Below are 25,245 nucleotides of genomic sequence, written 5' to 3' on the forward strand. Positions count from 1 at the left end.
GAGCCGATGCCAAAGACATAGCTGTCCGAGCCATCGCCACCCATGAGCGAATCGTTACCCGCTCCACCGTCGAGCAGGTCGTTGCCCTGGTCACCATACAGGCTGTCATGGCCTGCGCCGCCGAGCAGTGTATCGGCATTGTCGCCGGCCGAGATCTGGTCGTTGCCCTGACCGCCTTGCATCGAATCGGTCGCGATCGTGCCATTCAGTCCGTCATTGCCCGGCGTGCCATCGACATGGATGACCTGAGCCGAGATCTCGGCAGCACCCCACAGCGTGCCGTCGGCGAACTGCAATTGGACACGGGTGTAGCCGTAATAGGCGTTGTCGTAGTAGTAGTACCCCTGCACGGTCAGACTGTCGCTGCCACCGGACGGGCTCAGTACCAGATCACCCCCGACACGCGACAGCTTGAGGTCAGCCGGCGCTATGCCGGCACCGATGCGGACCGTGTCGACCGGCGCCACGCCCGCCTGGCCATACCAGCTGTCCGAGGCATCGACCGTGTCGCGGCCAGAGCCGATACCGAAGACATAGCTGTCCGCCCCGTCACCGCCCATGAGCGAATCGTTGCCCGCTCCGCCGTCAAGCAGGTCGTTGCCCTGCTCGCCAAACAGGCTGTCATGGCCTTCGCCGCCCAGCAAGGTATCAGCCTTGTCACCGGCCCAGATCCAGTCGTTGCCCTGGCCACCTTGCATCGAGTCGGTAGCCACCGTGCCATACAGGCCGTCATTGCCTGGCGATCCATCGACATGGATGAGCTGAGCCGCGATGTCCGCTGCGCCCCAGAGCGTGCCGTTGGCAAACTGGAGCTGGACCCGGCTCTGGCCATAATAAGCGGAATCGTAGGTGTAATATCCCTGCACGGTCAGGCTGTCGCCGCCGCCGGCCAGGCTCAGCACCAAGTCGCTGCCGACACGGGCCAACTCGAGGTCGGCCGGCGCGATGCCCGCACCGAACTGCACCGTATCGATAGGCGCCGGGTTTTCCTGGCTCGTCAGGTACCAGTAGTCATAAGCACTGACGGTGTCATGGCCCGATCCGATGCCGAAGACATAGGTGTCCGCACCATCGTCACCGGCGGAATAGTCGTTGCCTTCCCCACCGTCGAGCCGATCGTCTCCGGCCCCCCCGTACAGACTGTCGTGGCCTTCGCCGCCCGCGAGCGTGTCGTTGCCCGCGAGACCGTCCAGCAGGTCGTTGCCCTCGCCGCCCTGCACCGAGTCGGTTGCGACCGTGCCATACAGGCCATCATTGCCCGGCGATCCATCGACATGGATGACCTGAGCCGCGATGTCGTTGGCATCCCAGACCGTGCCATCAGCGAACTGCAGCTGCACGCGACTGTAGCCGTACTCGACCGGGTAGGAAGAATAGTAGCGGTACAGCGTCAGGCTGTCGTCGCTGCCGGCCAGGCTGAGCACCAGATCATCACCGACACGGGCCAGCTTGAGATCAGCCGGCAGGATGCCCTGGCCCAGTTGCACCGTATCGACTGCCGGCGCATCGACCTGGCTACCCCATTGCCAGCCGTCGCTCGCATCAACGGTGTCTTGACCAGAGCCGATGCCGAAGAGATAGATGTCCGTGCCATCACTACCCGCAAGCCAATCGTTACCCTCGCCCCCATCGAGTTGATCATTGCCGGCCTCGCCATACAGGGTATCGGCGCCGACGCCTCCGGTGAGGTCATCGTCACCCGCAGTGCCATAGATGTACTGTCCTGCCGGCGGCTCAACACGCTGCAGACCTCCTGCCATGGCCCAGAGCTCACCCTGGTCCCAGAGCGTGCCATTGGCGAACTGCAACTGGACGCGGGTGTAGCCGTAGAAGTCGCCAAGATAGGAGTAATAGCCCTGCACGGTGAAGCTGTCGTCGCCACCAGGGAGACTCAGCACCAGATCGTCGCCAGAGCGGGCCAAGGCGAAGTCAGCGGGGGCAATGCCGGCACCGAGCTGAACCGTGTCGACCGGTGCCACGCCGACTGGGTTCGAGTACCAATCGTCCGAGACATCAATCCTGTCATGGCCCGAACCGATGCCGAAGACATAGGTGTCGGCGCCGTTACCGCCTATGAGGCTGTCGTTGCCTGTACCGCCGTCGAGCAGATCATTGCCGTCGCCACCCAGCAGGCTGTCATGGCCGTCGCCGCCGCGCAAGGTGTCGGCATTGTCGGCGCCGACCATCCAGTCATTGCCCTGGCCACCTTGCATCGAATCGGTCGCGGTCGTGCCATACAAGTCCTCGTTACCCGGCGAGCCCTCGACATGGATGATCTGCGCTGCGATCTGCGCATTGCCCCAGACCGTGCCGCTGGCGAACTGCAACTGGATGCGGCTGTTGCCGTCATAGTTGGCGTTGTAGGAGTAGTAGCCTTGCACCGTCAGGCTGTCGTTGCCTCCCGCCAGGCTCAGCACCAGATCGCTGCCTGCGCGCGTCAGCGTGAGATCGGCGGGCGCTATGCCGGTGCCGAGCCGCACCGTGTCGATCGGTGCTATCGGCGTCTGGCCATACCAGCCGTCCGAGGCGTAGACCGTGTCGTGGCCCGAGCCGATGCCGAAGACATAGGCATCCGCGCCGTCGCCCCCCCAAAGACTGTCGTTGCCCGAGCCGCCGTCGAGCAGGTCGTTGCCCTGCTCGCCGAACAGGCTGTCGTGGCCTTCGCCACCAAGCAAGGTGTCGGCATTGTCACCCGCCCAGATCTGGTCATTGCCCTGGCCGCCCTGGATCGAATCGGTCGCGACCGTGCCATACAGCCCGTCGTTGCCCGGCGTGCCGTCGACATGGATGATCTGCGCCGCGATCTCGGCAGCGCTCCAGAGCGTGCCGTTGGCGAACTGCAATTGGATACGGGCGTAACCGTAGTAGTTATTGCTGTAGGAGTAATAATCCTGCACGGTCAGGCTGTCATTGCCTCCCGCCAGGCGCAGCACAAGATGGTTGCCGACACGAGCCAGGGTGAGATCGGCTGGCGCAATGCCGGCACCGATCCTCAGCGTATCGACCGGCGCTACGCCCTGCTGGTCATACCAGCTGTCCGACGCATCGACCGTGTCGTGGCCCGAACCGATACCGAAGACATAGCTGTCCGCCCCATCACCTCCCGCGAGCCAATCGTTGCCCGCTCCGCCGTCAAGAAGATCGTCGCCCTGCTCGCCGTACAGGCTGTCATGGCCTGCACCACCGAGCAGGGTATCGGCATTGTCGCCCGCATAAATCCAGTCGTTGCCCTGGCCGCCCTGCATCGAGTCGGTCGCGACCGTGCCATACAGGCCATCATTGCCAGGCGATCCATCGACATGGATGAGCTGGGCCGCGATTTCGGCTATCCCCCAGAGCGTGCCGTCGGCGAACTGCAATTGGACACGGGTGTAACCGTAATAGTCGTTGCCGTAGTTGTAGTAGTACCCCTGCACGGTCAGGCTGTCATTGCTGCCAGCCAGGCTCAGCACCAGATCACCGCCGACGCGGGACAGCTTGACGTCGGCGGGCGCGATGCCGGCACCAAGCCGCACCGTGTCGACCGGCGCCACGCCTGGCTGGTCATACCAGCTGTCCGAAGCGTTGATGGTGTCGCGGCCCGAGCCGGTGCCGAAGAGATAGGTATCGGCACCATCACCACCGGCGAGCGAGTCATTGCCAGAGCCACCGTCGAGCAGGTCGTTGCCCTGCTCGCCGAACAGGCTGTCATGGCCTTCGCCGCCGAGCAAGGTATCGGCATTGTCGCCCGCATAAATCCAGTCATTGCCCTGCCCGCCCTGCATCGAGTCGGTCGCGATGGTGCCGTACAGGTAATCATCGCCCAAGGAGCCATCGACATGGACCAGTTGCGCTGCGATCTCGGCTTCGCCCCAGAGCGTGCCGTTGGCGAACTGCAACTGGACGCGACTGTAGCCGTAGTAATTGCCGGAGTCGTAATAACTCTGCAGGGTCAGGCTGTCATTGCCACCCGGCAGACGCAGCACCAAGTCGCTGCCCACGCGCGCCAGCGTGAAGTCGGCTGGCGCTATGCCGGCACCGAGCTGCACCTTGTCGACCGGCGCCACGCCCGGCTGGTCGTACCAGCCATCGCCCGCGTTGATCGTGTCGTGGCCAGAGCCCATGCCAAAGACATAGGTATCTACGCCATCACCGCCAACCAGCAGATCGTTGCCGGCTCCGCCGTCGAGCGTGTCATTGCCATCAAAGCCGTACAGGGTGTCATCGAGCGGCCCGGTCACAAGGTTGTCGTTGCCGCTGCTGCCGTTTGCCGTGGTGCCAGTCGTGTTGATGTCCATGATGCCTGCCGTTTGCGGTAGATGTTGTCGGAAAGCCCTGCTGCGCCAACAGATGGCACTGCAGGGCGAATCACTTGCAAGCCAGATCGGTACCGATCCTCCTAGCAGGGATTTGCATCTGGAGATTTGACTGGACTTGCTTTTCTTTTAATCTATCATCAATATTTATCAAATAAAGTCAAGTTGCAGCTTCCCACTAGAAGTCGTCCGAATAGCTCGCCAGGCTCTCGAAGCGGGTCAGCATGTTCATGAAGGCGAGCTTGACGGTGCCGGTCGGGCCGTTACGCTGCTTGGCGATGATGATCTCGGCCACGCCGGGCTCCTTGCAGGCCTCTTTCGTGTAGTACTCGTCGCGGTAAATGAACATGATGATGTCGGCGTCCTGCTCGATCGCGCCCGATTCGCGCAGATCGGACATCATGGGCCGCTTGTCGGCGCGCTGCTCGACCGAGCGGTTGAGCTGGGACAGCGCGATCACCGGGCATTGCAGCTCCTTGGCCAGCATCTTGAGGCCGCGCGAGATCTCGCCGAGCTCGGTGGCGCGGTTGTCGGTGTCGGAGCTGCTGCCGCTCATGAGCTGCAGGTAGTCGACCACGATCAGACCGAGCTTGCCGCACTGGCGCGCCAGGCGCCGGGCGTTGGCACGCAGCTCGCTGGGCTTCAAGCCCGGCGTCTCGTCGATGTGCAGCGAGACGGTGCGCAGGCGCTCGATCGCCTCGGTCAGGCGCGGCCATTCGTCGTCGGTCAGCTTGCCGGTGCGCAGATGGCCCTGGTTGATGCGGCCGATCGAACCGACGATACGCACCGCAAGCTGGGCGGCGCCCATTTCCATCGAGAAGATCGCGACCGGAAGACCTTCATTGAGTGCAACATGTTCTGCAATATTAACAGCGAATGCCGTTTTCCCCATGCTCGGCCTTGCCGCCAGCACCACCATGTCGCCCGCCTGCAGGCCCGAGGTCATGCGGTCGAGGTCGACGAAGCCGGTCGGCACACCGGTGACGTCGTTCGGGTTGTCGGCCATTTCGGTCACGCGGTCGAGCAGGTCGACCACCAGCGTGTCCATCGACTGGAAGCCCTGCTTCATGCGGGTGCCCTCCTCGCCGATGTTGAACACCTTCTGCTCGGCTTCGTCGAGGATCTCGGCGACCTTGGCGCCCTTGGGGTTGAAGGCGCGGGTGGCGATGTCGTCGCTGACCTTGATCAGCTTGCGCAGGATGGCGCGCTCGCGCACGATCTCGGCATAGCGGCGGATATTGGCCGCGCTCGGCACATACTGGGCCAGCTGGTTCAGGTAGCCCAGGCCACCAACCTTGTCGGCCTGGCCCTCGCTCTCGAGCTGCTCGAACACCGTGATGACGTCGGCCGGCTTGTTGGCGTTGATCAGCTTGGCGATCGCGCCGTGGATCAGCTGGTGCTCGAAGCGGTAGTAGTCAGAGTTCTGCAGCAGGTCGCCGACGCGGTCCCAGGCGCCGTTGTCGAGCAGCAGGCCGCCGAGCACGCTGGACTCGGCTTCGATCGAGTGCGGCGGCACGCGCAGCTGGGCGACCTGCCTGTCTTCGGCAGGCGGAGGCAGGAAGGCATCATCGGGCGGAAAAACTTCTGACACGGGGGGTCCTTTCGAGCCTGAATCTTAAGACCTGCGCCAGGTACAGGCTGGCGGCAGAAACAAAAACAGCCGGCATCGGCCGGCTGCTCTTGTTGCGCGGAGGCAGGTATCAGGCAGTTTCGCCCAGCACCGACACGTTCACTTCGACCACCACATCGGTGTGCAGGCCGACGTTGACGGTGTAGTCACCGACGTTCTTCAGCAGGCCGTTGGGCATGCGGACCTGGGCCTTGGCGACAGCGAAGCCTTCCTTGTTCAGGGCGTCAGCGATGTCGTGGTTGGTCACGGAGCCGAACAGGCGACCGTCGACGCCAGCCTTCTGGGACAGCTTGACGGTGAAGCCAGCCAGCTTCTCGCCGACGGCTTGCGCCTCGGCCAGCTTGGCTGCAGCAGCCTGTTCGAGTTCGGCGCGGCGCGCTTCGAATTCGGCGATCGCGGTCTTGGTGGCGCGACGGGCGCGGCCAGACGGGATCAGGAAGTTACGGGCGTAGCCGTCCTTGACCTTGACGATATCGCCCAGGCCACCGAGGTTGACAACTTTGTCGAGCAGAATGATTTGCATGGTGTTCGGCTCCTATCAGACGCGGTGCTGGTCGCTGTAGGGCAGCATGGCCAGGAAGCGGGCGCGCTTGATGGCGGTGGTGACCTGACGCTGGTAGATCGCACGGGTGCCGGTCAGGCGAGCCGGGATGATCTTGCCGTTCTCGGAGATGAAGTCACGCAGGACATCGACGTCCTTGTAGTCGACTTCCTCGACGCCTGCCACGGTGAAGCGGCAGAACTTCTTGCGCTTGAACAGCAGCGATTGGGTGTTGCGCTTGGGGCGCTTGTCTTTGTTGAAACGCTTGGGTGCAGCCATGATGGTGCTTCCTTAACTGAGAGGTGTGAAATCCTGGATCTGGAACACGACGCCTTTGCCGTTGCGCGAATTGACGAGGAACCCGGAGAACTCGAAGCCCTTGCCCAGCGGTTGCCGAGCCAGCGACTCGGCCTGGTGACCGAAGGCGGTGGCCCTCAGCTCCAGCCTGACTTGGCGGGCTTGCCCCAGCTGCTCGGCTTGCGACTGGTGTTCGAGCACCATGTCCAAGGCGGGCAGTCCGACCGGCGTGTGACGCAGGGGATAGACCTGCGCGATGACGGCGGACAGTACGAGGCGGTTCACTTCATCCTACGCGCGCAGCCAATCAGGCAGCGTTTTCCTGCTGCTGGGACTTGCGAGCTTCTTCGCGCTCGACAGCCTTCATCATCGAAGACGGGCCGGTCTCGGCCTTCTTCTTCTGGATGGTCAGGTGACGCAGGACGGCGTCGTTGAACTTGAAGGCGTGCTCCAGCTCGGACATCACAGCCTGATCGGCTTCGATGTTCACGCACAGGTAATGTGCCTTGGACAGCTTGTTGATCTGGTAAGCCAGCTGACGGCGACCCCAGTCTTCCACGCGATGGATCTGGCCACCGCCGGTGGTGATCATGCCCTTGTAGCGCTCCAGCATGGCCGGAACTTGTTCGCTTTGATCCGGGTGGATCAGCAGAACGATTTCGTAGTGACGCATGGTCTCTCCTTTTGGTTGAAACAGCCGCCCCCAGCGTCAACAGGGGTACGGCAAGGCAAGCCAATGATTATAAGCCGAAACCGGGACGGTGCCAAGGCCCGGGGCTCAGCCCGGGCTGCGCAGGCGCTCGACCAGGGCCTGCGCCTCGGGCGACGGCGGCGGGGTCAGCCAGCTGACCAGCAGGATGACGGCAAAGCCCAGCGGCACGCCGAAGACGCCGGCCGAGATCGGATCGACGCCCCACCAGAGCTGGACCGGCCCGCTCAGGCCGAACAGCGAGCGCAGCCAGGGCTGGGTGGTCGCCACGTAGTAGATGGTCAGGCCCAGGCCGGCGAGCATGCCGGCAGCGGCGGCCGGACCGGTGGCGCGCTTCCAGAAGATGCCCAGCACCAGCGCCGGGAAGAAGGCCGAGGCCGCCAGCGAGAAGGCGGCCGAGACCAGGAACAGGATGTCGGCCGGCTTGAGCGCGGCGATGTAGGCGGCGATCAGCGCCATCATCAGCAGCACGACCTTGGTCAGCGTGACGCGGCGCGCGGTCGAGGCGCTCGGGTCGACCATCTTGAAGTAGAGGTCGTGGCTCAGCGCATTGGCCATGGTCAGCAGCAGCCCGTCGGCGGTCGAGAGCGCCGCGGCCAGCGCGCCGGCCGCCACCAGCCCCGAGATCACGAAGGGCAGGCCCGCGATCTCGGCCGAGGCCAGCATGATCACGTCGCTGCCCAGGCTGAGCTCGTTGAACTGCAGCCGGCCGTCGGCATTGATGTCCTTGAAATGGATCAGGGAGGCATCGACCCGACTCCAGGCCGAGACCCAGGCCGGCAGCTGATCGATCCGGGTGCCGACCAGCTGGTACAGGATCTCGTGCTTGACCAGCACGGCCAGCGCCGGCGCGGTGAAGTAGACCAGCGCGATGAAGAACAGCGTCCAGGCGACCGAGTTGCGCGCAGCCTTGACATCGGGCACGGTGTAGTAGCGCGCCAGCACATGGGGCAGGCTGGCCGTGCCGACCATCAGGCAGAACACCAGTGCCAGGAAGTTCAGCCGCGAGGACTCGAACTCCAGCCGCTGGGCGGCGTTGCCATCCGGGTCGCCCGCGTAGGGGCGCGCGTGCGGCGGCATGCCGCCCAGCGGCAGCATCTTGGACTCGGCCTCCTCGAGCTCGCGGCGCCAGAGTCGGCGTGCGCCAGCCTCGTCGCGCGGCAGCTGGTACAGCGCGCGCTCGGCGGTCGCGATGTCCTCGGGCGCCGCCGGCAGCTGGCGCAGGTCGTCGAGCCAGAGCTGGGCCAGCGCCCGGTCCTGGGCCAGCGCCGCGGACGGGTTCTCGAGCTTGGAGCGCAGCAGGTCGGCCTGGTGGCGATACAGGCTCATGACCTCGAGTTCGCGCGGGTCGCGCGCGAGTTCGCGCTCGCGCGCGCTGACACGCTCGAGCTGCTGGCCGTAGACCAGCTGCGGCAGCGGCGAGCCAGTCTGCTTGACCGAGAGCCAGGCCACCGGCAGCAGGAAGGCGACCAGCATCACCAGGTACTGCGCGACCTGGGTCCAGGTGACCGCGCGCATGCCGCCCAGGAAGGAGCAGATCAGCATGCCGCCCAGTCCGAGGAAGACGCCGAGCTCGAAGGCCAGCCCGGTCAGGCGCGAGGCGATCAGGCCGACGCCGTAGAGCTGTGCCACCACATAGGTGAAGGAGCACAGGACCGAGGCGAACACGCCCATCATGCGCGGCCAGTGACCGCCGTAGCGCTCGCCCAGGAAGTCGGGAATGGTGAAGCCGCCGAAGCGGCGCAGATAGGGCGCGAGCAACAGGCTGACCAGGCAATAGCCGCCGGTCCAGCCGAGCACGAAGGCCAGCCCGTTGTAGCCCTGCAGGTAGAGCGTGCCGGCCAGGCCGATGAAGGAGGCCGCCGACATCCAGTCGGCCGCGGTGGCCATGCCGTTGTAGACCGCCGGGATGCGGCGGCCGGCGACGTAATACTCGACCGGATCGGTGGTGCGGCTGATGATGCCGATGCCGGCATAGAGCGCCACGGTCGAGAGCAGGAAGATCAGGCCGATGGCCTCGCGCGACAGGCCCAGGCTCTCGAGCCAGGACAGGGTCAGGATGAAGACGATGAAGCCGGCCACATAGGCGCGATAGACGCGGTTGAGCTGGCGGCCATAGGACTGGCCGGCGCCAGCCTCGCTCATGCCGGGGGCCGCCCTTGGGAATCGAGCTGGCTGGCGTCGAGCCGGTTCATGATCCAGGCATAGCCGATCACGATCAGCAGATAGATCAGCAGCGCACCCTGGGCGGCAAGCCAGAAGTTGAAGCCCCAGCCAAGGAAGATGAAGTCGAGCTCGCGCGCGTACCAGCCCAGGCCGAAAGTCACGACGAAGCCCAGCAGCAGGCCGGCAGCGATCAGCCGGCGGTTCAGGCGCCAGTAGCGTTCGGGGCTCAGGGGTGATGGCATCGGAGGGCGAATATAGCAGCAAGCCCGATGACAGCGGGCCCGCCTGTCACGCTATTGTCGTCTGCGTTTCCCTACGCGATCCTGACGACCGCTGGTGCTCCCCGGCAGGAGAGCAGGCGCCTGGCTGGCCAGGCCAGCGCTGTCCGAAGCCGGCAGGCACCGGCTGGCATCAGCTGCAGCGGCCGCAGGTGCCGCAGCTCGAGCAGGCCTTGGCGCCACCGCTACCGGCGACAGTCGGCTTGCGCCGGCGCCACTGGCGGCGCAGCAGGAACAGGCCGGCGACGGCAACGAGAGCCAGCGTGAGGATCAGGTCCAGGGTTTCGTTCATGTCAACTCCAGTGCAGGGCCAGCCGGTAGGTCAGCCAGGATGCGGCATAGGCCAGCGAGAACAGCAGCGCGACCATGGTCGCCGGCATGGCCCAGCCGCCGGTCTCGCGGCGCACCACCGCGAGCGTCGCGATGCATTGCGGCGCGTAGACGAACCAGACCAGCAGCGACAGGCCGGTGGCCAGCGACCAGTCGGCCGCGATCAGCGGCGCCAGCGCGCTGCCGACCGCGTCGCCGCTTTGCGACAGCGCATAGACGGTGCCGAGCGCGCCGACCACGACCTCGCGCGCGGCCATGCCGGGCACCAGCGCGACGGCGATCTGCCAGTTGAAGCCGATCGGTTCGAACAGCAGCGCCAGCCACTGGCCCAGGCGGCCGGCCAGGCTATATTCGATCGCGCTGCCAGCGTAGCCGGCCGGAGCCTGCGGGAAGGTGGACAGGAACCAGAGCAGGATGGTCAGCGCCAGGATCACGCCACCGACGTTGCGCAGGAAAATCTGCGCGCGCTGCCAGAGCCCGATCAGCAGGTCCTTCGGGCGCGGCCAGTGGTAGTCGGGCAGTTCCATCATGAGCTGGGCCGGCTCGCCGGAGCGGCCGACCCATTTGAGCGCAAAGGCCAGCGCCACCGCGGAGACCATGCCGAGCAGGTAGAGGCCGAACAGCACCAGGCCCTGCAACTGCAGGCCCCAGACCTCGCGTGCCGGGATGAAGGCGCCGATCAGCAAGGCGTAGACCGGCAAGCGGGCCGAGCAGGTCATCAGCGGTGCGATCAGGATCGTGACCCAGCGCGCGCGCCGGTCGGCGATGGTGCGCGCGGCCATGATGCCGGGAATGGCACAGGCAAAGCTCGACAGCAGCGGGATGAAGGAGCGGCCCGACAGGCCGAGCCCGCCCATCAGCCGGTCAAGCAACAGGGCAGCGCGCGGCAGATAGCCCGACTCCTCGAGCAGCAGGATGAAGAAGAACAGGATCAGGATCTGGGGCAGGAAGACCAGCACCCCGCCCGCGCCAGCGACCACGCCATCGACCAGCAGGCTGCGCAGCAGGCCCTCGGGCACCAGGGCCGAGACGCCTTGGCCGACGGCCTCGGTCGCGGACTCAATCAGGCCCATCGGCCAGGCGGCCCAACTGAACACGGCCTGGAACACGAGAAAGAGCAGCACCAGCAGCACCAGGCTGCCCAGCAGCGGCTGCAGCAGCCAGGCGTCGAGCCGGTGCGACCAGGCGTGCGGCGGCAGGGCCAGGTCCAGCCCGGACTCGGCCAGCCAGGCCTGGGCCTGCGCATCGTCTTGGGCCGCCTGTGCGGCATCGACGGGCGCAACGGGTTCGGGCGCGCCGGCCTGTGGCTGGTCCGCTGCGGCGGCAGTCGCCGGAAAGGTAGCCTTGCCCTGCTCCACGGCAGGCCAGATGCCGGGTCGGTCGAGCAAGGCGCGCAGACCATCGGTGCCCTGGGCCGTGATGCCGGTGGCCTCGACCACCGGGGCGCCGATGGCGCGCTCGAGCGCTGCCAGGTCGAGCTCGCGACCCTGCGCGCGCACCCGGTCCATCATGTTGACGATCACCAGCAGCGGCAGTTGCAGCCGCTTGAGCGCGGCGACCAGCCGCAGGCCGCGGCGCAAGCGGGTGGCGTCTACGACCACGGCGGTCAGGTCGGGCGCGCGCTCCTGCAGGCTGCGCCCGAGCACGACCGAGCAGGCCACGGCCTCGTCCTCGCTGCTGGCGTTCAGGCTGTAGCTGCCCGGCAGGTCGATCACCGAGACGCTGCGGCCGGCAGCGGTCTTCATCAGGCCGCGCTTGAGCTCGACCGTGACGCCGGCGTAGTTGCCGACCTTCTGCTGGCTGCCGGTCAGGCGGTTGAACAGCGCGGTCTTGCCACAGTTGGGGTTGCCGAGCAGAGCCAGGCGTTTTTGCGCCAGTCCGCCGAGGTCGATGGCCTGAGCCTGGCTCATGCGGCCTCCAGCAGGATCTGGCTGGCTTCGGACGGACGCAGGCCGAACACCGCCGGACCGACCTGGACCACGATTGCGCCTTGCCTGAACCAGCTGCGCCGCAGCACCCTGACCTGCTCGTGCGGCAGGAAGCCGAGTTCAAGCAGGCGCGCATTGTTGCTGCCGCCCGCTGCGATGCGCTGCCACTGCCCGACCGGGGCCTGGCTCAAATTGGATGGATGCAAGGGAACCTCACAACATGAATGAGAATCGATCTCATTCTAGCACCAATGACTGGATGTGGCGAGACGGCACGAGGTCTGGCAGTCCGGAACCAGCGGCGGATTGGCCACAATAGGCCCATGAGTTCGAACACACCTACCCGACCGGACTGGAAGCTGCTGCTGCGCATGACCCGTCCCGGCTTCCTGGCCATCACCGCAGTGGCCTGCCTGCTGGGCCTGGCAACGGCGGCCACTGGCGAGCGCCCGATCGACTGGCTGCTGGCGCTGCTGACGCTGGTGCTCGCACTGGCGGCTCATGCCGGCGCGAATGTGCTGAACGACTACCACGATGCGCTCAACGGTGCCGATGCGGCAAACCGGGACGGGCTGTTTCCGTTCACGGGCGGCTCCAGGCTGATCCAGCAGGGCCGGGTCACGCCGGAGCAGACCCGTGCGCTGGCAAATTGGCTGCTGGCGGGCGTGGTGCTGGGCGGGCTGCTGCTGGCCTGGGCCACGGGCGGCGGACTGCTGCTGGTCGGACTGGCCGGGCTGGCGCTGGGCTGGGCCTATTCGGCGCCGCCGCTCAAGCTGATGTCGCGCGGCCTGGGCGAGTTGGCCGTGGCGCTGGCCTGGGGGCTGATCGTGGTCGGTGCCGACCATGTGCAGCGGCAGCAGTTCCTGCCGCTGCCGGCGCTGGCCGCGCTCAGCTATGCGCTGCTGATGGCCAATATCCTGCTCGTCAACGGCCTGCCCGATGCCGCCTCGGATGCCCGGGTCGGCAAGCGCACGCTGGCCGTCAGGCTGGGCGCAAGAGGCAGCGCCCTGCTCTACCTGCTGATCGCGCTGCTGGCGCATGGCTGGCTGGCCTTCGCGGCGCTGCAGCAGTTGCAGCCGCTGGCAACGCTCTGGGGCCTGCTGGCGCTGCCGCTGTCGCTCGCGGCCGCCTGGTGGCTCTGGCGCCAGGCCGAGCAGCCAGCCGGACTGCGCCCGGCCATCGTGCTGACGATAGGCGCCGGGCTGGTGCACGGTCTGTGCATGGCCGCCGGACTGGCCGGCCTGGGCTGACAGTAAGGCCCGCCCGCGCGAACTTCGCGGAGCGGCTTCAGCGGCCGCTGGCCCAGACGATGCGGGCCGGCAGCAGGTAGCGGCGCAGCGCCGCATTGGCCTCGTCGGCCGTCACGCGGGCCATGCGGACCTCGAAATCGGCCAGCCAGGCCGGATCGCGGCCATGCAGCAGCCCCTGCGCGAGCAGGCCGGCGTAGCCGGCCTCGGACCTGAGCAGGGTCTTGCGCGACTCGAGCCAGGTGCGGCGCGCGCGCTCGATCTCGTCGGGCGTCAGGCCGTCGCGCAGCGCGCGCGAAAGTTCATCCTGCAGCGCGGCCAGCGCATCGGCGGCGCGCGCAGTCGCAGCGCTGGCGTACAGCGTCAGCGTGCTGCGCGGATCGGGACCGTCGTTGTCGAGGCTGGCGCCAGCGCCATAGGCCAGCCCTTCTTGCTCGCGCAGCCGGCGCCAGATCCGGCTGTCGGAGTTGCCGCCGAGCGCCTCGACCGCCAGCCGCAGCGCGGGGTAGTCGGGCGACTCCATCGAGAGCGGCAGCAGCGCCAGGCCGCTGAGGCTGGCATTGGCCTGGCCGGGCATGGCGATGTCGATCGGGCTGGCATCGAGCGGCTGCGGCGCCGCGGGGTCGGCAATGCGTGCATAGGGCTGGCGCGCCGGCGGCAGGCGCGCGATGCGGGTCCAGAGCCCGCGCAGGGCATCCTGGTCGAAGTCGCCGACCAGCGCCAGCCGCGCCTGCGCCAGGCCAGAAAAATCACTGACGCAGGACTTGACCTCGGCCAGGGTGAGCGCGCGCAGCTCCTGCAGTTGCTGCTGCAGCTGGCGCGGCTGGCGCGGGTGACCGGCGGGATAGTTGTCGAAGCGCAACCGGCTCTCGACCGCGGCCAGCCTTGCCGGTTGCTGCAGCGCGGCCTCGAGCCTGGCCACGCTGGCGGCGCGCAGGCGCGAGAACTCGGCCTCGGGCAGCAGCGGATCGGCCCAGACCGACAGCAGCAGCTCGAGAGCAGGCGCGAGCTGGTCCTTCGGCGCCTCGAGGAAGATGCCGTCCAGGCCCAGGCTCCAGCGCGCATGCAGCGCCTCGAGCCGGGCGTTGAGGGCGTCGCGGTCCAGGCCGGCACCGCCATAGGCCAGCAGGCGGTCGGCCATGTCGCAGGCGGTGCGACGCCCTGCCAGCGCGACGGGATTGCCCCAGTCATGGCCCAGCGCCAGCCAGGCCAAGTCGCCGCCCGTGCGGCGCCGCAGCTGCAACGCCTGCACCCGGCTGTCGCCCAGATCGACCCGGCGCAGCGCAGCGGCCAGCTCGGCCATGGACTGTGGCGGCGGATCGGCCGCCAGCGCGAGCGCGGGCCAGTCCTTGCCCGCGACCAGGGACAAGGCGGCGGCGGGCAGCGGCTCCCCGGGGGAGCTGATGGCATCGGCGTGGCGCAGCAGCACGTCGCTGCGCTGGCCGGCGACGGTCCAGCGGCGCAGCGCGGCATTGGCTTCTTCCAGCTTGATCTCGCGCAGCAGGTCGAGCTGCCAGAACAGCAGCCGCCAGTCGCCGGCGACCTCGGCCTGGGACAGCAGCGCGGCCACCGCCTCGTGGTCGCCGCGCAGGCGCTCGAAGGCGTTGAGCTGCTCGCGCCGGGCGCGCTCGAGCTGTTCGGCGCTGATGCCGCGCGCGGCCGCCTGCTCGAGATGGCGCCCGAGGGCCGAGGACAGCACTACCGCGTCGCCATCGCGCCCCTGCGAGGCGGTCGCGATCCATTCGCCGTAGTCGGCCTGCAGGCGCACGCCGCAATAGGCGCTGGCGGCGAGCTGTTGCTCGAGCACCAGTTGGCGCCGCAAGCTGCCCCAGTCGGGGTCGCAGACTGCCGCCGATGCCAGGTCCAGCGCGTGGGCCTCGCGCTGGCGCAGGCCGGGTAGGCGCCAGGCGCTGGCCGCCAGGGTGGTGCCGGCCGGCAGCCAGAGCTCGCTGCGCCGGGTCGCGGCTTCGGACGGCTCGCGCGTCCAGTGGCTCACGCGCGGCTGATCCGGATTGCTGGCCTGGGCAAACTGGCTGGCGGCCAGCGCCAGCACCTGCTGCGGATCGAACTGGCCGGAGACGATCAGCGCCGCGTTGTCGGGCCGGTAGTGGCGACGGTGAAAGGCCTGCAGCGCCTCGAAGGGGGCGCCCTCGATGTCGCTGCGCGCGCCTATCGTGGGGCGGCCGTAGCCATGCCAGGCATAGCTCAGACGCTGCAGCGCGCGCATCACGACCGGCATCGGTTCGCGCTCCTGGCGCTCGAACTCGTTGCGCACCACCGTCATCTCGCTGGAGAGGTCCTCGCGCGTGAAGCGCGGGCGGATGAAGCGGTCGGCCTCGATGCGGATCGCTTCTGCGATCTTGTTGGGCTCTGCCGCGACGGTCTCGAAGTAGTTGGTGCGGTCGGCGGTCGTGGTGCCGTTCCAGCGCGCACCCAGGGCGGTGAGGTCGCGCTTGAGGTCGGCGCGCTCGCCCGCGCCCTTGAACAGCAGGTGCTCGAGCAAGTGCGCCATGCCGGTCTCGCCATAGCCTTCGAGCTTGCTGCCGCTCTTGACGAGCAGCTCGACGCGCGCGCTGCCTGCAGTAGGGAAAGGCGCGAGGATGATCTTGAAGCCGTTGGCCAGCGTCCAGGAGGCGATGCCGCCGGCCTGGGCGTCGAGCCTGGCCTGCGGGGCGGTGGGCAGGGTTGCCGGCCAGGCCGGGTCGGCAGCATCAGCGGTAGCAGCCTGGGCTGACAAGCCGAGGGGAATGAGCAGCAGGGAAAGCAAGCGCGGCAGATCCATGGCGAGATAGTCTAGTCCTGGGATGGGGAAGCCGGAATTCCCTGCCACAAGGAGCGGTTTTTTGGTTATCTTGTTGAAAAGCTACAAGCCAGGGAGGCCAAATGAAACATCGACTCAAGATCGCCGCTGCGGTGCTGGCACTGCTGACCTCGGCCGTACAAGCGCAGGACCTGTTCAGCCGCAACAAGCCGATCGACTTCGAGTTCCTGCAGGAAATTCCGGCCAGCGCGACCATAGGCCAGCACCCCATCATCCCGACCGGGAAGCCGCACAGATTGCTGTTCCTGGAGGCCCATCAATCAAGCGGCCTGGGATCCGGGCTGCCGCTGGGATCGGCCTGGCTGGCCGACCTCGAAGGGGACAAGGCCGTCGCGCTGATTTACCTATTTAGCAACCTGGCACAGAACATCCACATCGGCGAGCCGAATGAGGAGCTCTGCCAAGGCGACGACTTGATCTGGAAACGTTCCAGCAAGGGCCGGTTCTCGGACGTCAACTGCGCCACACTTCGACATTACGTCTATCCGTTCCTGCGCAATGAAGGCGATTTGGGAGACATTGTCAGCAAGCTCAAGTCAAGGGAAATCGAGCTACCCAGCGAGGTGATCGAGATCGGACTCAGCCGCCACATGGAACAGGGCCGTGTGCTGCTGTTCCGGATTTACTTGAATCCAAGGGCGCTGGGACAGGACTTCAGGTCGGACATGAGATGGTCACCCAACTACCTGTCCGAGGGCCTGCATGACGACCCGGGCAAGCAGGCGATCATCGAGCGGCTGAAGTCCTGGGCCACACAGGCCCAGGATCGCATGAGCCAGGCGCTGTTCCTCAAGGCTGATGCGTTCAAGGGCCTGCCCGACCTGATCCCGGCCGTGCAATCAACCAAACCCGAATGAAGGTCGCGCGAGACGCTGGATCGCTCACACGGGATCGCAATAATGCGGTCCTGACATGAGAATCCTCCACACCTCCGACTGGCACCTGGGGCAGACGCTGCACCAGTACGAGCGCGGCTACGAGCACGCGCGCTTCCTCGACTGGCTGCTCGATCAGCTGGAAGCCGAACGGGTCGACGCGCTGCTGATCGCGGGCGACATCTTCGACAACACCAACCCCTCGGCCGCCTCGCAGCAGCAGCTGTATCGCTTCCTGCAGCAGGCAAGAGCGCGGGTGCCGCATCTGGCGATCGTCATGACGGCGGGCAACCACGACTCGCCGGGTCGCATCGAGGCGCCGGGTCCGCTGCTGTCGCTGCTCGACGCGAGCGCGATCGGCGCAGTCGGCCGTCCCCTGGAGCACAGCGCCGATGCCAGCGCCGAAGAGGCGGCGGACCGGCTGGAGCGGCTCGACCGCCTGATCGTGCCGCTCAGGGACCGCGCCGGGCAGATAGCGGCCTGGTGCATCGCGATGCCCTTCCTGCGCCCGGCCGACCTGCCGCGGATCGAAGGCGAAGGCGAGGGTCAGGCCGATCCCTATCTGGCCGGCATGGCCTTGCTCTATCGCCAGGCCTGGCAGCGGGTGCAGAGCAAGCGATCCCCGGGCCAGGCCGTGGTCGCGATGGGACATTGCCACATGACGGGCGGCCAGGTTTCGGAGGAGTCCGAGCGCCGGCTCGTGATCGGCGGCGCCGAGGCACTGCCAGCCAGCCTGTTCGACCCCGGCATCGCCTATGTCGCGCTGGGCCACCTGCACCTGGCGCAGCGCGTCGGCGGCAACGAGACGCGACGCTACTGCGGCAGTCCGTTGCCGCTGTCCTTCTCCGAGGTCGACTACCCGCATCAGGTGCTGCTGGTCGAGCTGGCAGGCGAGGCAGTCGCGTCGGTGCGCGAGCTGCGCATCCCGCGCGCGGTCGAGCTGCTGCGGGTGCCGAAGCGAGCAGCCGCGCTGGAACAGGTGCTGGCGCAACTCGAGGCGCTGGATCTGCCCGAGCGGCCCGAGGCCGAGCAGCCCTATCTGCAGGTGCGCGTGCAACTCAGCCAGCCCGAGCCGGGACTGCGCGCCCGCATCGAGGCCGCGCTGGCCGACAAGCCGGTGCGGCTGGTGCGCATCGAGACCAGCAGCGCGCGCAGCGTCGCGGCAGACGCCGTGGATGCGGCACCGACCGCCTCGGTCGAGGAACTGGCCGCGCTGGCGCCGGCCGACTTCTTCGGCCGGCTCTACCGGCACCGCTTCGGCGCCGAGCCGGCACAGGAGCTGCTGCAGGCCTTCGACGAACTGCTGGCCCAGGCGCAGGAGGAAGCCAAATGAGGATACTGGCGATCCGGGGCCGCAACCTGGCCTCGCTCTCGAACGGGTTCGAGGTCGACTTCACGGCCGAGCCGCTGGCCTCGGCCGGCCTGTTCGCGATCACCGGCCCGACCGGCGCGGGCAAGAGCACCTTGCTCGACGCGCTCTGCCTGGCGCTGTACGAGCGCACGCCCCGGCTGTCGCGCGCGAACTCGCGCAGCGAGAGCGTGCCCGACGTGGGCGAACATGCCATCGGCAGCTCCGACCCGCGCAACCTGCTGCGCCGCGGCGCCGGCGAGGGCTGGGCCGAGGTCGACTTCGTCGGCAGCGATGGTCAGGGATACCGCTCGCGCTGGACCGTGCGGCGCGCGCGCGGCAAGCAGGACGGCAAGCTGCAGGCCAGCGAGATCAGCCTGTCACGCCTTGCCGACGGCCAGCTGCTGGGCGACCACCGCAAGACCGAGACGCTGCGCCAGATCGAGGCCGTGATCGGCCTGAACTTCGAGCAGTTCACGCGCGCGGTGCTGCTGGCGCAGAACGACTTCGCGACTTTCCTGAAGGCCGGCGACGACGAGCGCGCCGAGCTGCTGCAGACGCTGACCGGCACCGAGACCTTCTCGCGCCTGTCGGTGCTGGCCTTCGAGCGCATGAAGGATGAGCGCAAGGCGCTCGATCAGCTGTACCAGCAGCTGCAGGACTGCCAGCCGCTGGCGCCCGAAGAGCGCGCGCAGGCCGAGGCAGGCTTGATCGATGCCAATCGGCAGCTGCAGGCGCTCGAGCGCGAGCGCGGCGCGCTGACCGAGCGGCAGAACTGGCATCGGCAGCGCGAGCAGCTGCTGGGCCAGCAAGCCGAGGCCGAGACCCGGCTGGCCGTCGCGCAGACGATGCACGCTGCGGCGCAGGACCGGCGCGCTTGCCTGCAACAGCTCGAGCGGGTGCAGCCCGCGCGGCCGATCGCGACCGAGATCGAACGGGCCCAGGCCGCGCTGGCCGCCGAGCAATCCGCCATCGAGCAGCTGCAGGCCCAGGCCAGCCAGGCCGGCCACGAGCTCGAGCGGCTGGGGGCGGCGCAGCAACAGGCCCTGCTGCAACAGCAGGCGGCCAGGCAGGCGCTAGCCGAGGCCCGGCCGCTGATCGAGCAGGCCAGGACGCTGGACGGGCTGATCGCGGCGAGCGTGCCGCGCGAGCAGCAGGCCGTCCAGTCGCACGCCGATGCAGCCAGGACACTTGCACAGGCACAAGTGCAGCAGCAGCAGACTGCCGCGCGCCAGCAGCAGGACAGCCAGGAGCTGCAGGCGGTGCAGCAATGGCTGGAGCAGCACGAGGGCCGGCGCGAGCTCGCGCAGGGCTGGCCGCGCTGGCAGGCCCTGTTCGAGCGCGCCAATGCGCTGCAATCACGACGGGCGGCGGAGCAGGAGCAGGCCGAATCGCTGCAGCAGCAGGTGCAGCAACAGACCGACCAGCTCGCGCAAGGCCAGGCCGGACTCGCAGGCGCCGATGCCAGCTGCGCGCAGGCCCAGCACCGGCTGGAACAGGCCACGGCCGCCTGCGCCGGCAGCGATGCGGCAGCGCTGGCGGCCGACAAGTCGGCGCTGCAGGCCAGGCGCGAGTCGCTGCGGGAATTCGCGCAGCTCGGACAGCAGCTGCAGCAGCTCGACTTGCGCCACGCCCAGCTGCTGGACAAGCAGAAGACCCCGTCCGATGCGCTGGCCGACGCCGACCGGCAGCTCGCAGTGCTGGCGCAGCAGCTGCCGGCCGATCAGGCCGCGCTGGAATCGGTGCAGCAGGCACTGCAAGCGGCCCGGCTGGCGGCCAGCGCCAGTGCCGAGGCCCTGCGCGCCAGCCTGCAGCCGGGACTGCCCTGCCCGGTCTGCGGCTCGACCGAGCATCCGCAGGCGCAGGCCACGGCCGCGGTCGATGCGCTGCTGGAAGTGCTGGAATCGCAGGCGAAAGCCAGCCGGCGAACGCTGGACGAGCAGCTGCGGCAGCAGGCCGGCGCCGAGGCGCAGCGGCAGTTCGCGGCCCAGGCGCTGAGCGAACTCGAGGCCGAACTCGCGGCGCTCGCCGGCGAGCGCGAGGCTACCCGGTCAGCCTGGCAGGCGCACGAGCGGCAGGCCGACTGCTCCGCACTGGCCTCCGACCAGCACGAGCCCTGGCTGGCGCAACAGCTGGCAGCAGTGCAGGTCGCGCTGCAGCAGATCGAACAGCGCGAGGCACAGCTGCGCGCGCAGCTGCGCGAGCGCGAACAGGCCCAGCTCGCGCTCGATCAGGCGCGCAGCGGGCGCGACGACTGGCGACTGCGCGTGCAGGCGCTGCAGCAGCAGGCCGCATTGACCGCACAGCAGCTCCAGGCCGCGCTGCAGCAGCGGGCCCGGATCGAGCAGGACACTGAGGCGCTGCTGGAGCAGCTCGATGCCGCCTTCGCGCGCGCCGCCTGGCGCGAACAATGGCTGGCCGACCCGCAGGCCTACTGCGCCCGCCTGCGCGAGCAGGTGCAGGAATGGACCAGCGCCAGCGAGCGCTGCGCGGCCCTGCAGGCCGGACTGCAGCTGCTGGCGCAACAGGCCGACAGCCGCCAGCAGGCCTGCGAACAGGCGGGCCGGCTGGAACAGACCCAGGCGCAGGCGCTGCAGCAGATCGAGGCCGAACTGGCGCAATACCGGCAGCAGCGCGCCGCGCTGTTCGGCGGCGATCCGGCGGATCAGGTCACAGCCAGGCTGCAGTCCGAGGTCGAACAGGCCGATCAGCGGCAGGCCAGCGCGCTCGAGGCGCTGCAACAGGCACGCGAGCAACAGACGCGCCTGCAAGAGGCGCAACACCAGACCGGCTTGCGGCTGGCGCAGCAACAGCGCGAGCTGCAGCAGGCCAGGCTCGCGCTGCAGCGCTGGCTGGACGACTTCAACGCCGCGCAAGGCGAAGCGGCAGCGGCGCTGGGCTCAGCCGAGCTGACGACCCTGCTGGCCACCCCGGCCGATGCGATCGCCCGCGAGCGCGAGGCGCTGCAACAACTCGATGCCGAAATGCAGCAGGCGCAGGCCGTGCTGCAGGACCGCGCGCAGATGCTGCGCCAGCATGAAGCCGGGCGCAGCCAGATCGACGATACGGCCGAACTCGAACGGCTGGCGCAGGAGCTCGCGCAGCGGCTGCAGGCGGCGACCGATGCGCTGGCGGGCTTGCGACTGGAACTGGCGCAGGACGACGAGCGGCTGCAGCGCTCGGCCGGCATCCGCGAACGACTCGAGGTCCAGGCCGCGCGGACCCGGACCTGGGAGCAGCTCGGCGAGCTGATCGGATCGGCCGACGGCAAGAAGTTCCGCAACTTCGCGCAGCAGCTCACGCTCGACATCCTGCTGGACTATGCCAACGCGCACCTGCAGGGCCTCACGCGCCGCTACCGTATCCTGCGCCTGCGCGACAGCCTCGGGCTGCTGGTGGTGGACCAGGACATGGGCGACGAGCAGCGCTCGGTGCATTCGCTCTCGGGCGGCGAGTCCTTCCTGGTCTCGCTGGCGCTGGCGCTCGGCCTGGCCTCGCTGTCCTCGCACCGGGTCAAGGTCGAGTCGCTATTCATCGACGAGGGCTTCGGCAGCCTGGACGCCGAATCGCTCAACATCGCGATCGACGCGCTCGACCGCCTGCAGGCCATGGGGCGCAAGGTCGGCGTGATCTCGCATGTGCAGGAGATGACCGAGCGCATCGGCACCCGGGTCCGGGTCAGCCGGCTCAGCGGCGGCGCCAGTCGCATCGTCGTCGAGGGGCGCTGAGACAGCAGCGGCCCGTCAGGCATTGCCAGGCTGAGACGTAGTCCACGGCCCGGCCAACGGATCAGCCTGCAAGCAGCCGCAGCCCGGGCGGCAAGGATTCGCCGTAGCTCAGGCGCTGCTCGGCCGCCTCGAGCTCGACCCGCTCGCGCAGCATCCGGCGCCAGGGCTCGGGCGCCTTGATCTCGGCCAGGCGCTGCAGCACCTGCTCGCGCCATTGCGGCGCCAGGTCGCGCGCGCGGTCGCCGCTGACGCGCGCGATCTGCACCGCCGCGAAGGCCGCCGGCTCGACCCGGCGCCAGTCGAGCGCCAGCAGCGCCTGCAGCCAGGCGGTCGCGGTCTCGGGCGAAACCACGTTCTGCGCCTGGCCATGGAGCGAGACCCGCGCGCCCAGCCGGCCGACCACCCACCAGGCGCTGGCCGGCTCGGTCGGCCTGGGCGCAGCCGCCTTGCTGGCCTTGTCCGCGCGGGCTGCGGCCCTGGCGCCGCTGGCCGGGGCAGCCTTCTGCAACCGCCCGACCAGCCAGTCGCCCAACTCGGCGCGATAGGCCTGCGGCACCCGCTCGAGCGCCGCCACCAGCCGCAGCATGTCGTCGTAGCTGCCCTTGAGCGGATGGGAAGCCGATCGGCTGGTGACGATCTGCTCCAGCGTCGCGCCGACGGTCTGCAGCAGCTCGAGTTGCTGCGCCTCGCCCAGGCCGCCGGCCGCGCGACGCCAGAGCGTCCACCATTCGGACCAGTTATTGCTCTCGGCACCGAACTGCAGGCCCTGCGGATAGAGTTCCCACAGCCGGGCCACCCGCCAGTCGTCGAGCGGTGCACCGTCCCCCGGGCGCAGGCAGTAGCCGGCCAGGTTGAGCCAGGCGCGCTCATGCTCGGCCGAGCGGCGCCGGCGCCGGGCGCGCGCCAGCAGCGCATCGAACAGCGCGCGCAGCAACGCCAGCTCCCAGCCCTCGCGCGGCCCCAGCAATCGCTCGAGACCAGCGCGCAACTGGCGCACCTCCCTGGCCTCGACCCGCTGCGAGCCCTCGCCAAAGACGCGATCGAGCAGCGCGATCGCCTCGGCCAGCCGTGGATGTGCGGTCGGCAAGGCTTCGGTCCCATCAGCCCCTGCGGCTTCGGCCGCGCCGCGCAGCTGGAAGGCCAGCTGCCAGCGCCGGGCCGGGTCGTCGCAGGCCACGCAATGCACCTCGAGCGTGCCGACCTCGGTCATGCGGGTCAGCAGCTCGACCGTGACCTCGGCGCGGCGATTGCCTGGCTGCTGCTGCCCTCCCATGCCCGGCAGCGGCGCCAGCACCGCTTCGAGCGCAGGCAGGCGGACGAAGCGCTCGGCATCGAGCTCGACCAGCTCGCCGGCCTGCCAGCAGCCGTCGCCCGAAGCCGATGCGAGGTGAAAGCGCACCGCCTGGCCCAGGCGCAGCGCGAAGCGCCGGCCCGGCAAGGCCAGCTCTGTGCCCTCGGGCGTGCCGCGCGGCAGCAGGCACAGGCCCTGGGTGCGCCCTTGTTGCTCGAGCAGCAGGAAATAGCTGCGCGCCGCGCCGCCGCCGATGCCTGGCCCAAGGCCCGACAGGCGGCCCGCGCGCAGCAGCGCCTGCGCCACCGCGCCGCGCGCCACCGCGAGGTCGGGGTCGGCGTTGTGCAGCAGGCGCAGCGGCTGGCCGCGCCAGGATTCGAGCAGCTCGGTCAGTCGGCGCACCAGTGCCGGGGCACGGAACACGCCGCCGTTGAGCAGCAGCGTGTCGGGCAGCGGAAAACCGCCCGCGCCCTCAGTCACGCCAGACCCCAGCGCCTCGCGCGCGGCCGCCGCATGGCGCTGCAGGAATTCGGCCAGGTGGTGGGTGATGGCGGGATCGGCCGGATAGGGCAGGCCGAACTCGACCAGGCCGGCGCGCCGCTTGCGCGGCCGCTCGCTCGCGGGCTCGAGCGGCAGGAAGCCATCGACCACCAGGCGCTCGACCTCGGCGCGCGAGAGCTCGACCGAACGCGCGCCGCCGACCAGACGCGAACCGCCACCCAGCAGCGTGACCGATACCGATTCGGGCGCCTGCTCAGCCAGCAGCAGCTCCTTGGCCGCGCGGCAGCGCTGGACCAGCTGCGACAGACCGGCTGCCGGCAGCGGCGCACTGCCCGCCAGGCGGCGCTCGAGCTGATGCGCCAGCGCCAGGTCCATGTTGTCGCCGCCGAGCATCAGGTGGTCGCCGACGCCGATGCGGGTCAGCTGCGGCGGGCCGCCAACGGCATCGGGCTCGACACGCACCAGCGTCAGGTCGGTGGTGCCGCCGCCGACATCGACCACCAGCACCAGCCGGGAATCCGCCAGTTCAGCCGCCAGCCGCTCGCGATGGCGCAGCAGCCAGTCGTGGAAGGCCGCCTGCGGCTCCTCGAGCAGGCGCAGCGACCCAAGCCCGGCCAGCCGGGCGGCCTCGAGCGTGAGCGCGCGCGCACCCTCGTCGAACGAGGCCGGCACCGTCAGCGTGATCGCCTGCTGCTCGAGCGGATGGTCGGGAAAGCGCGCCAGCCAGGCCGCGCGCACATGGGCCAGGTAGCTCGCGCTGGCCGCGACCGGCGAGACCTTGGCGACCTCGTCGCCAGCGCCCCAGGGCAGGATGGCCGCGCTGCGGTCCACGCCCGGGTGCGACAGCCAGCTCTTGGCACTCGCCACCAACCGGCCCGGCTGCTGCGCGCCGAGCTGCCGGGCCCAGCGTCCGATCACCGCTGGCGGCAAGCGGACAGCAGCGTCGCTACCGCCACCAGAACCAGAACCAGAACCATCGTCGTGCCCGATCAAGGCCGAAGCCGAAGCCGAAGCCGAAGCCGAGGCCAGGACGGGATCAGGCCATGGCAGCTGCAGGTCTGCCTCGGCCAGCTCGCCCGGCGCCGGGTGGTAGCGCAGCGAAGGCAGCAGCGCCAGCGCCGCGACCTGGCCCGGCGCGACCAGCTGCTCGATCTCGAGCAGCCGGACCTCGGGCTGCTCGGCCGCCAGGTCGGCCCAGGCCACGACCACATGGCTGGTGCCCAGGTCGATGCCGACCGCGTAGCGCGCGCTCAAGTCGGG

The 25,245-nt window shown here is 68.7% G+C and carries 17 protein-coding genes; 4 read left to right on the plus strand and 13 right to left on the minus strand.

The features are described 5' to 3' along the window. The 11 genes from C6P64_RS18670 to C6P64_RS00300 form a co-directional block, all read right to left on the minus strand. A partial coding sequence (locus tag C6P64_RS18670; RefSeq protein ID WP_146115832.1) for a calcium-binding protein occupies window positions 1-4,277 on the minus strand: 4,277 nt, incomplete at its 3' end. A gap of 196 nt (window positions 4,278-4,473) precedes the next feature. Beyond that, on the minus strand, window positions 4,474-5,886 hold the full coding sequence (dnaB, locus tag C6P64_RS00260; RefSeq protein ID WP_105746596.1) for a replicative DNA helicase: 1,413 nt from the start codon (window positions 5,884-5,886) through the stop codon (window positions 4,474-4,476). Window positions 5,887-5,995: 109 nt separating this feature from the next. Further along, the gene (gene rplI / locus C6P64_RS00265; RefSeq protein WP_105746597.1) at window positions 5,996-6,448 is read right to left on the minus strand and encodes a 50S ribosomal protein L9; all 453 of its coding nucleotides are present in this window, start codon (window positions 6,446-6,448) and stop codon (window positions 5,996-5,998) included. Between the two features lie 15 nt (window positions 6,449-6,463). Then, window positions 6,464-6,745 (minus strand): 30S ribosomal protein S18, encoded by a 282-nt coding sequence (rpsR, locus tag C6P64_RS00270; RefSeq protein WP_105746598.1) that lies wholly within the window; start codon window positions 6,743-6,745, stop codon window positions 6,464-6,466. 12 nt (window positions 6,746-6,757) lie between these two features. Next, the gene (gene priB, locus C6P64_RS00275; protein WP_105746599.1) at window positions 6,758-7,048 is read right to left on the minus strand and encodes a primosomal replication protein N; all 291 of its coding nucleotides are present in this window, start codon (window positions 7,046-7,048) and stop codon (window positions 6,758-6,760) included. 22 nt (window positions 7,049-7,070) lie between these two features. After that, a complete protein-coding gene (gene rpsF, locus C6P64_RS00280) occupies window positions 7,071-7,436 on the minus strand; it encodes a 30S ribosomal protein S6 (RefSeq protein WP_105728936.1) in 366 nt (121 codons plus the stop codon). A gap of 105 nt (window positions 7,437-7,541) precedes the next feature. Further along, a complete protein-coding gene (locus C6P64_RS00285) occupies window positions 7,542-9,617 on the minus strand; it encodes a sodium:solute symporter family protein (protein ID WP_105746600.1) in 2,076 nt (691 codons plus the stop codon). Beyond that, window positions 9,614-9,880 (minus strand): DUF4212 domain-containing protein, encoded by a 267-nt coding sequence (locus tag C6P64_RS00290; protein WP_105746601.1) that lies wholly within the window; start codon window positions 9,878-9,880, stop codon window positions 9,614-9,616. Before C6P64_RS00290 ends, C6P64_RS00285 begins: the two co-directional genes overlap by 4 nt. Window positions 9,881-10,049: 169 nt before the next feature. Then, the gene (locus C6P64_RS18130; RefSeq protein ID WP_170073008.1) at window positions 10,050-10,208 is read right to left on the minus strand and encodes a FeoB-associated Cys-rich membrane protein; all 159 of its coding nucleotides are present in this window, start codon (window positions 10,206-10,208) and stop codon (window positions 10,050-10,052) included. Between the two features lies 1 nt (window position 10,209). Beyond that, the gene (gene feoB / locus C6P64_RS00295; protein ID WP_105746602.1) at window positions 10,210-12,156 is read right to left on the minus strand and encodes a ferrous iron transport protein B; all 1,947 of its coding nucleotides are present in this window, start codon (window positions 12,154-12,156) and stop codon (window positions 10,210-10,212) included. Continuing rightward, window positions 12,153-12,365, minus strand: a complete 213-nt coding sequence (locus tag C6P64_RS00300; RefSeq protein WP_245911580.1) for a FeoA family protein — start codon at window positions 12,363-12,365, stop codon at window positions 12,153-12,155. The genes feoB and C6P64_RS00300 overlap by 4 nt, the downstream gene beginning before the upstream one ends. 132 nt (window positions 12,366-12,497) lie before the next feature. On the opposite strand from C6P64_RS00300, the gene C6P64_RS00305 reads away from it, so the two are divergent. Continuing rightward, window positions 12,498-13,424 (plus strand): prenyltransferase, encoded by a 927-nt coding sequence (locus C6P64_RS00305; RefSeq protein WP_211296767.1) that lies wholly within the window; start codon window positions 12,498-12,500, stop codon window positions 13,422-13,424. Between the two features lie 37 nt (window positions 13,425-13,461). On the opposite strand, the gene C6P64_RS00310 is transcribed toward C6P64_RS00305, so the two are convergent. Continuing rightward, window positions 13,462-16,203 (minus strand): M16 family metallopeptidase, encoded by a 2,742-nt coding sequence (locus C6P64_RS00310; RefSeq protein WP_105746604.1) that lies wholly within the window; start codon window positions 16,201-16,203, stop codon window positions 13,462-13,464. Between the two features lie 101 nt (window positions 16,204-16,304). On the opposite strand from C6P64_RS00310, the gene C6P64_RS00315 reads away from it, so the two are divergent. From C6P64_RS00315 to C6P64_RS00325, 3 genes are read left to right on the plus strand one after another with little or no spacing between them, the layout of a single operon-like run. Further along, on the plus strand, window positions 16,305-17,099 hold the full coding sequence (locus C6P64_RS00315; protein ID WP_105746605.1) for a hypothetical protein: 795 nt from the start codon (window positions 16,305-16,307) through the stop codon (window positions 17,097-17,099). Window positions 17,100-17,154: 55 nt separating this feature from the next. After that, on the plus strand, window positions 17,155-18,450 hold the full coding sequence (locus C6P64_RS00320) for an exonuclease SbcCD subunit D (protein WP_105746606.1): 1,296 nt from the start codon (window positions 17,155-17,157) through the stop codon (window positions 18,448-18,450). Beyond that, complete coding sequence (locus tag C6P64_RS00325) at window positions 18,447-22,193, plus strand: AAA family ATPase (RefSeq protein WP_105746607.1); 3,747 nt, start codon at window positions 18,447-18,449, stop codon at window positions 22,191-22,193. Before C6P64_RS00320 ends, C6P64_RS00325 begins: the two co-directional genes overlap by 4 nt. A gap of 61 nt (window positions 22,194-22,254) precedes the next feature. Here the strand turns inward: C6P64_RS00325 and C6P64_RS00330 are convergent, their stop codons facing one another. Continuing rightward, window positions 22,255-25,239 carry an Hsp70 family protein gene (locus tag C6P64_RS00330; RefSeq protein ID WP_105746621.1) on the minus strand — a complete coding sequence of 995 codons (2,985 nt, stop codon included), beginning with the start codon at window positions 25,237-25,239 and terminating at the stop codon, window positions 22,255-22,257. Between the last annotated feature and the right edge of the window lie 6 nt (window positions 25,240-25,245).

The organism is Malikia granosa (genome assembly GCF_002980595.1).
Classification (GTDB): Bacteria; Pseudomonadota; Gammaproteobacteria; order Burkholderiales; family Burkholderiaceae_C; genus Malikia; species Malikia granosa.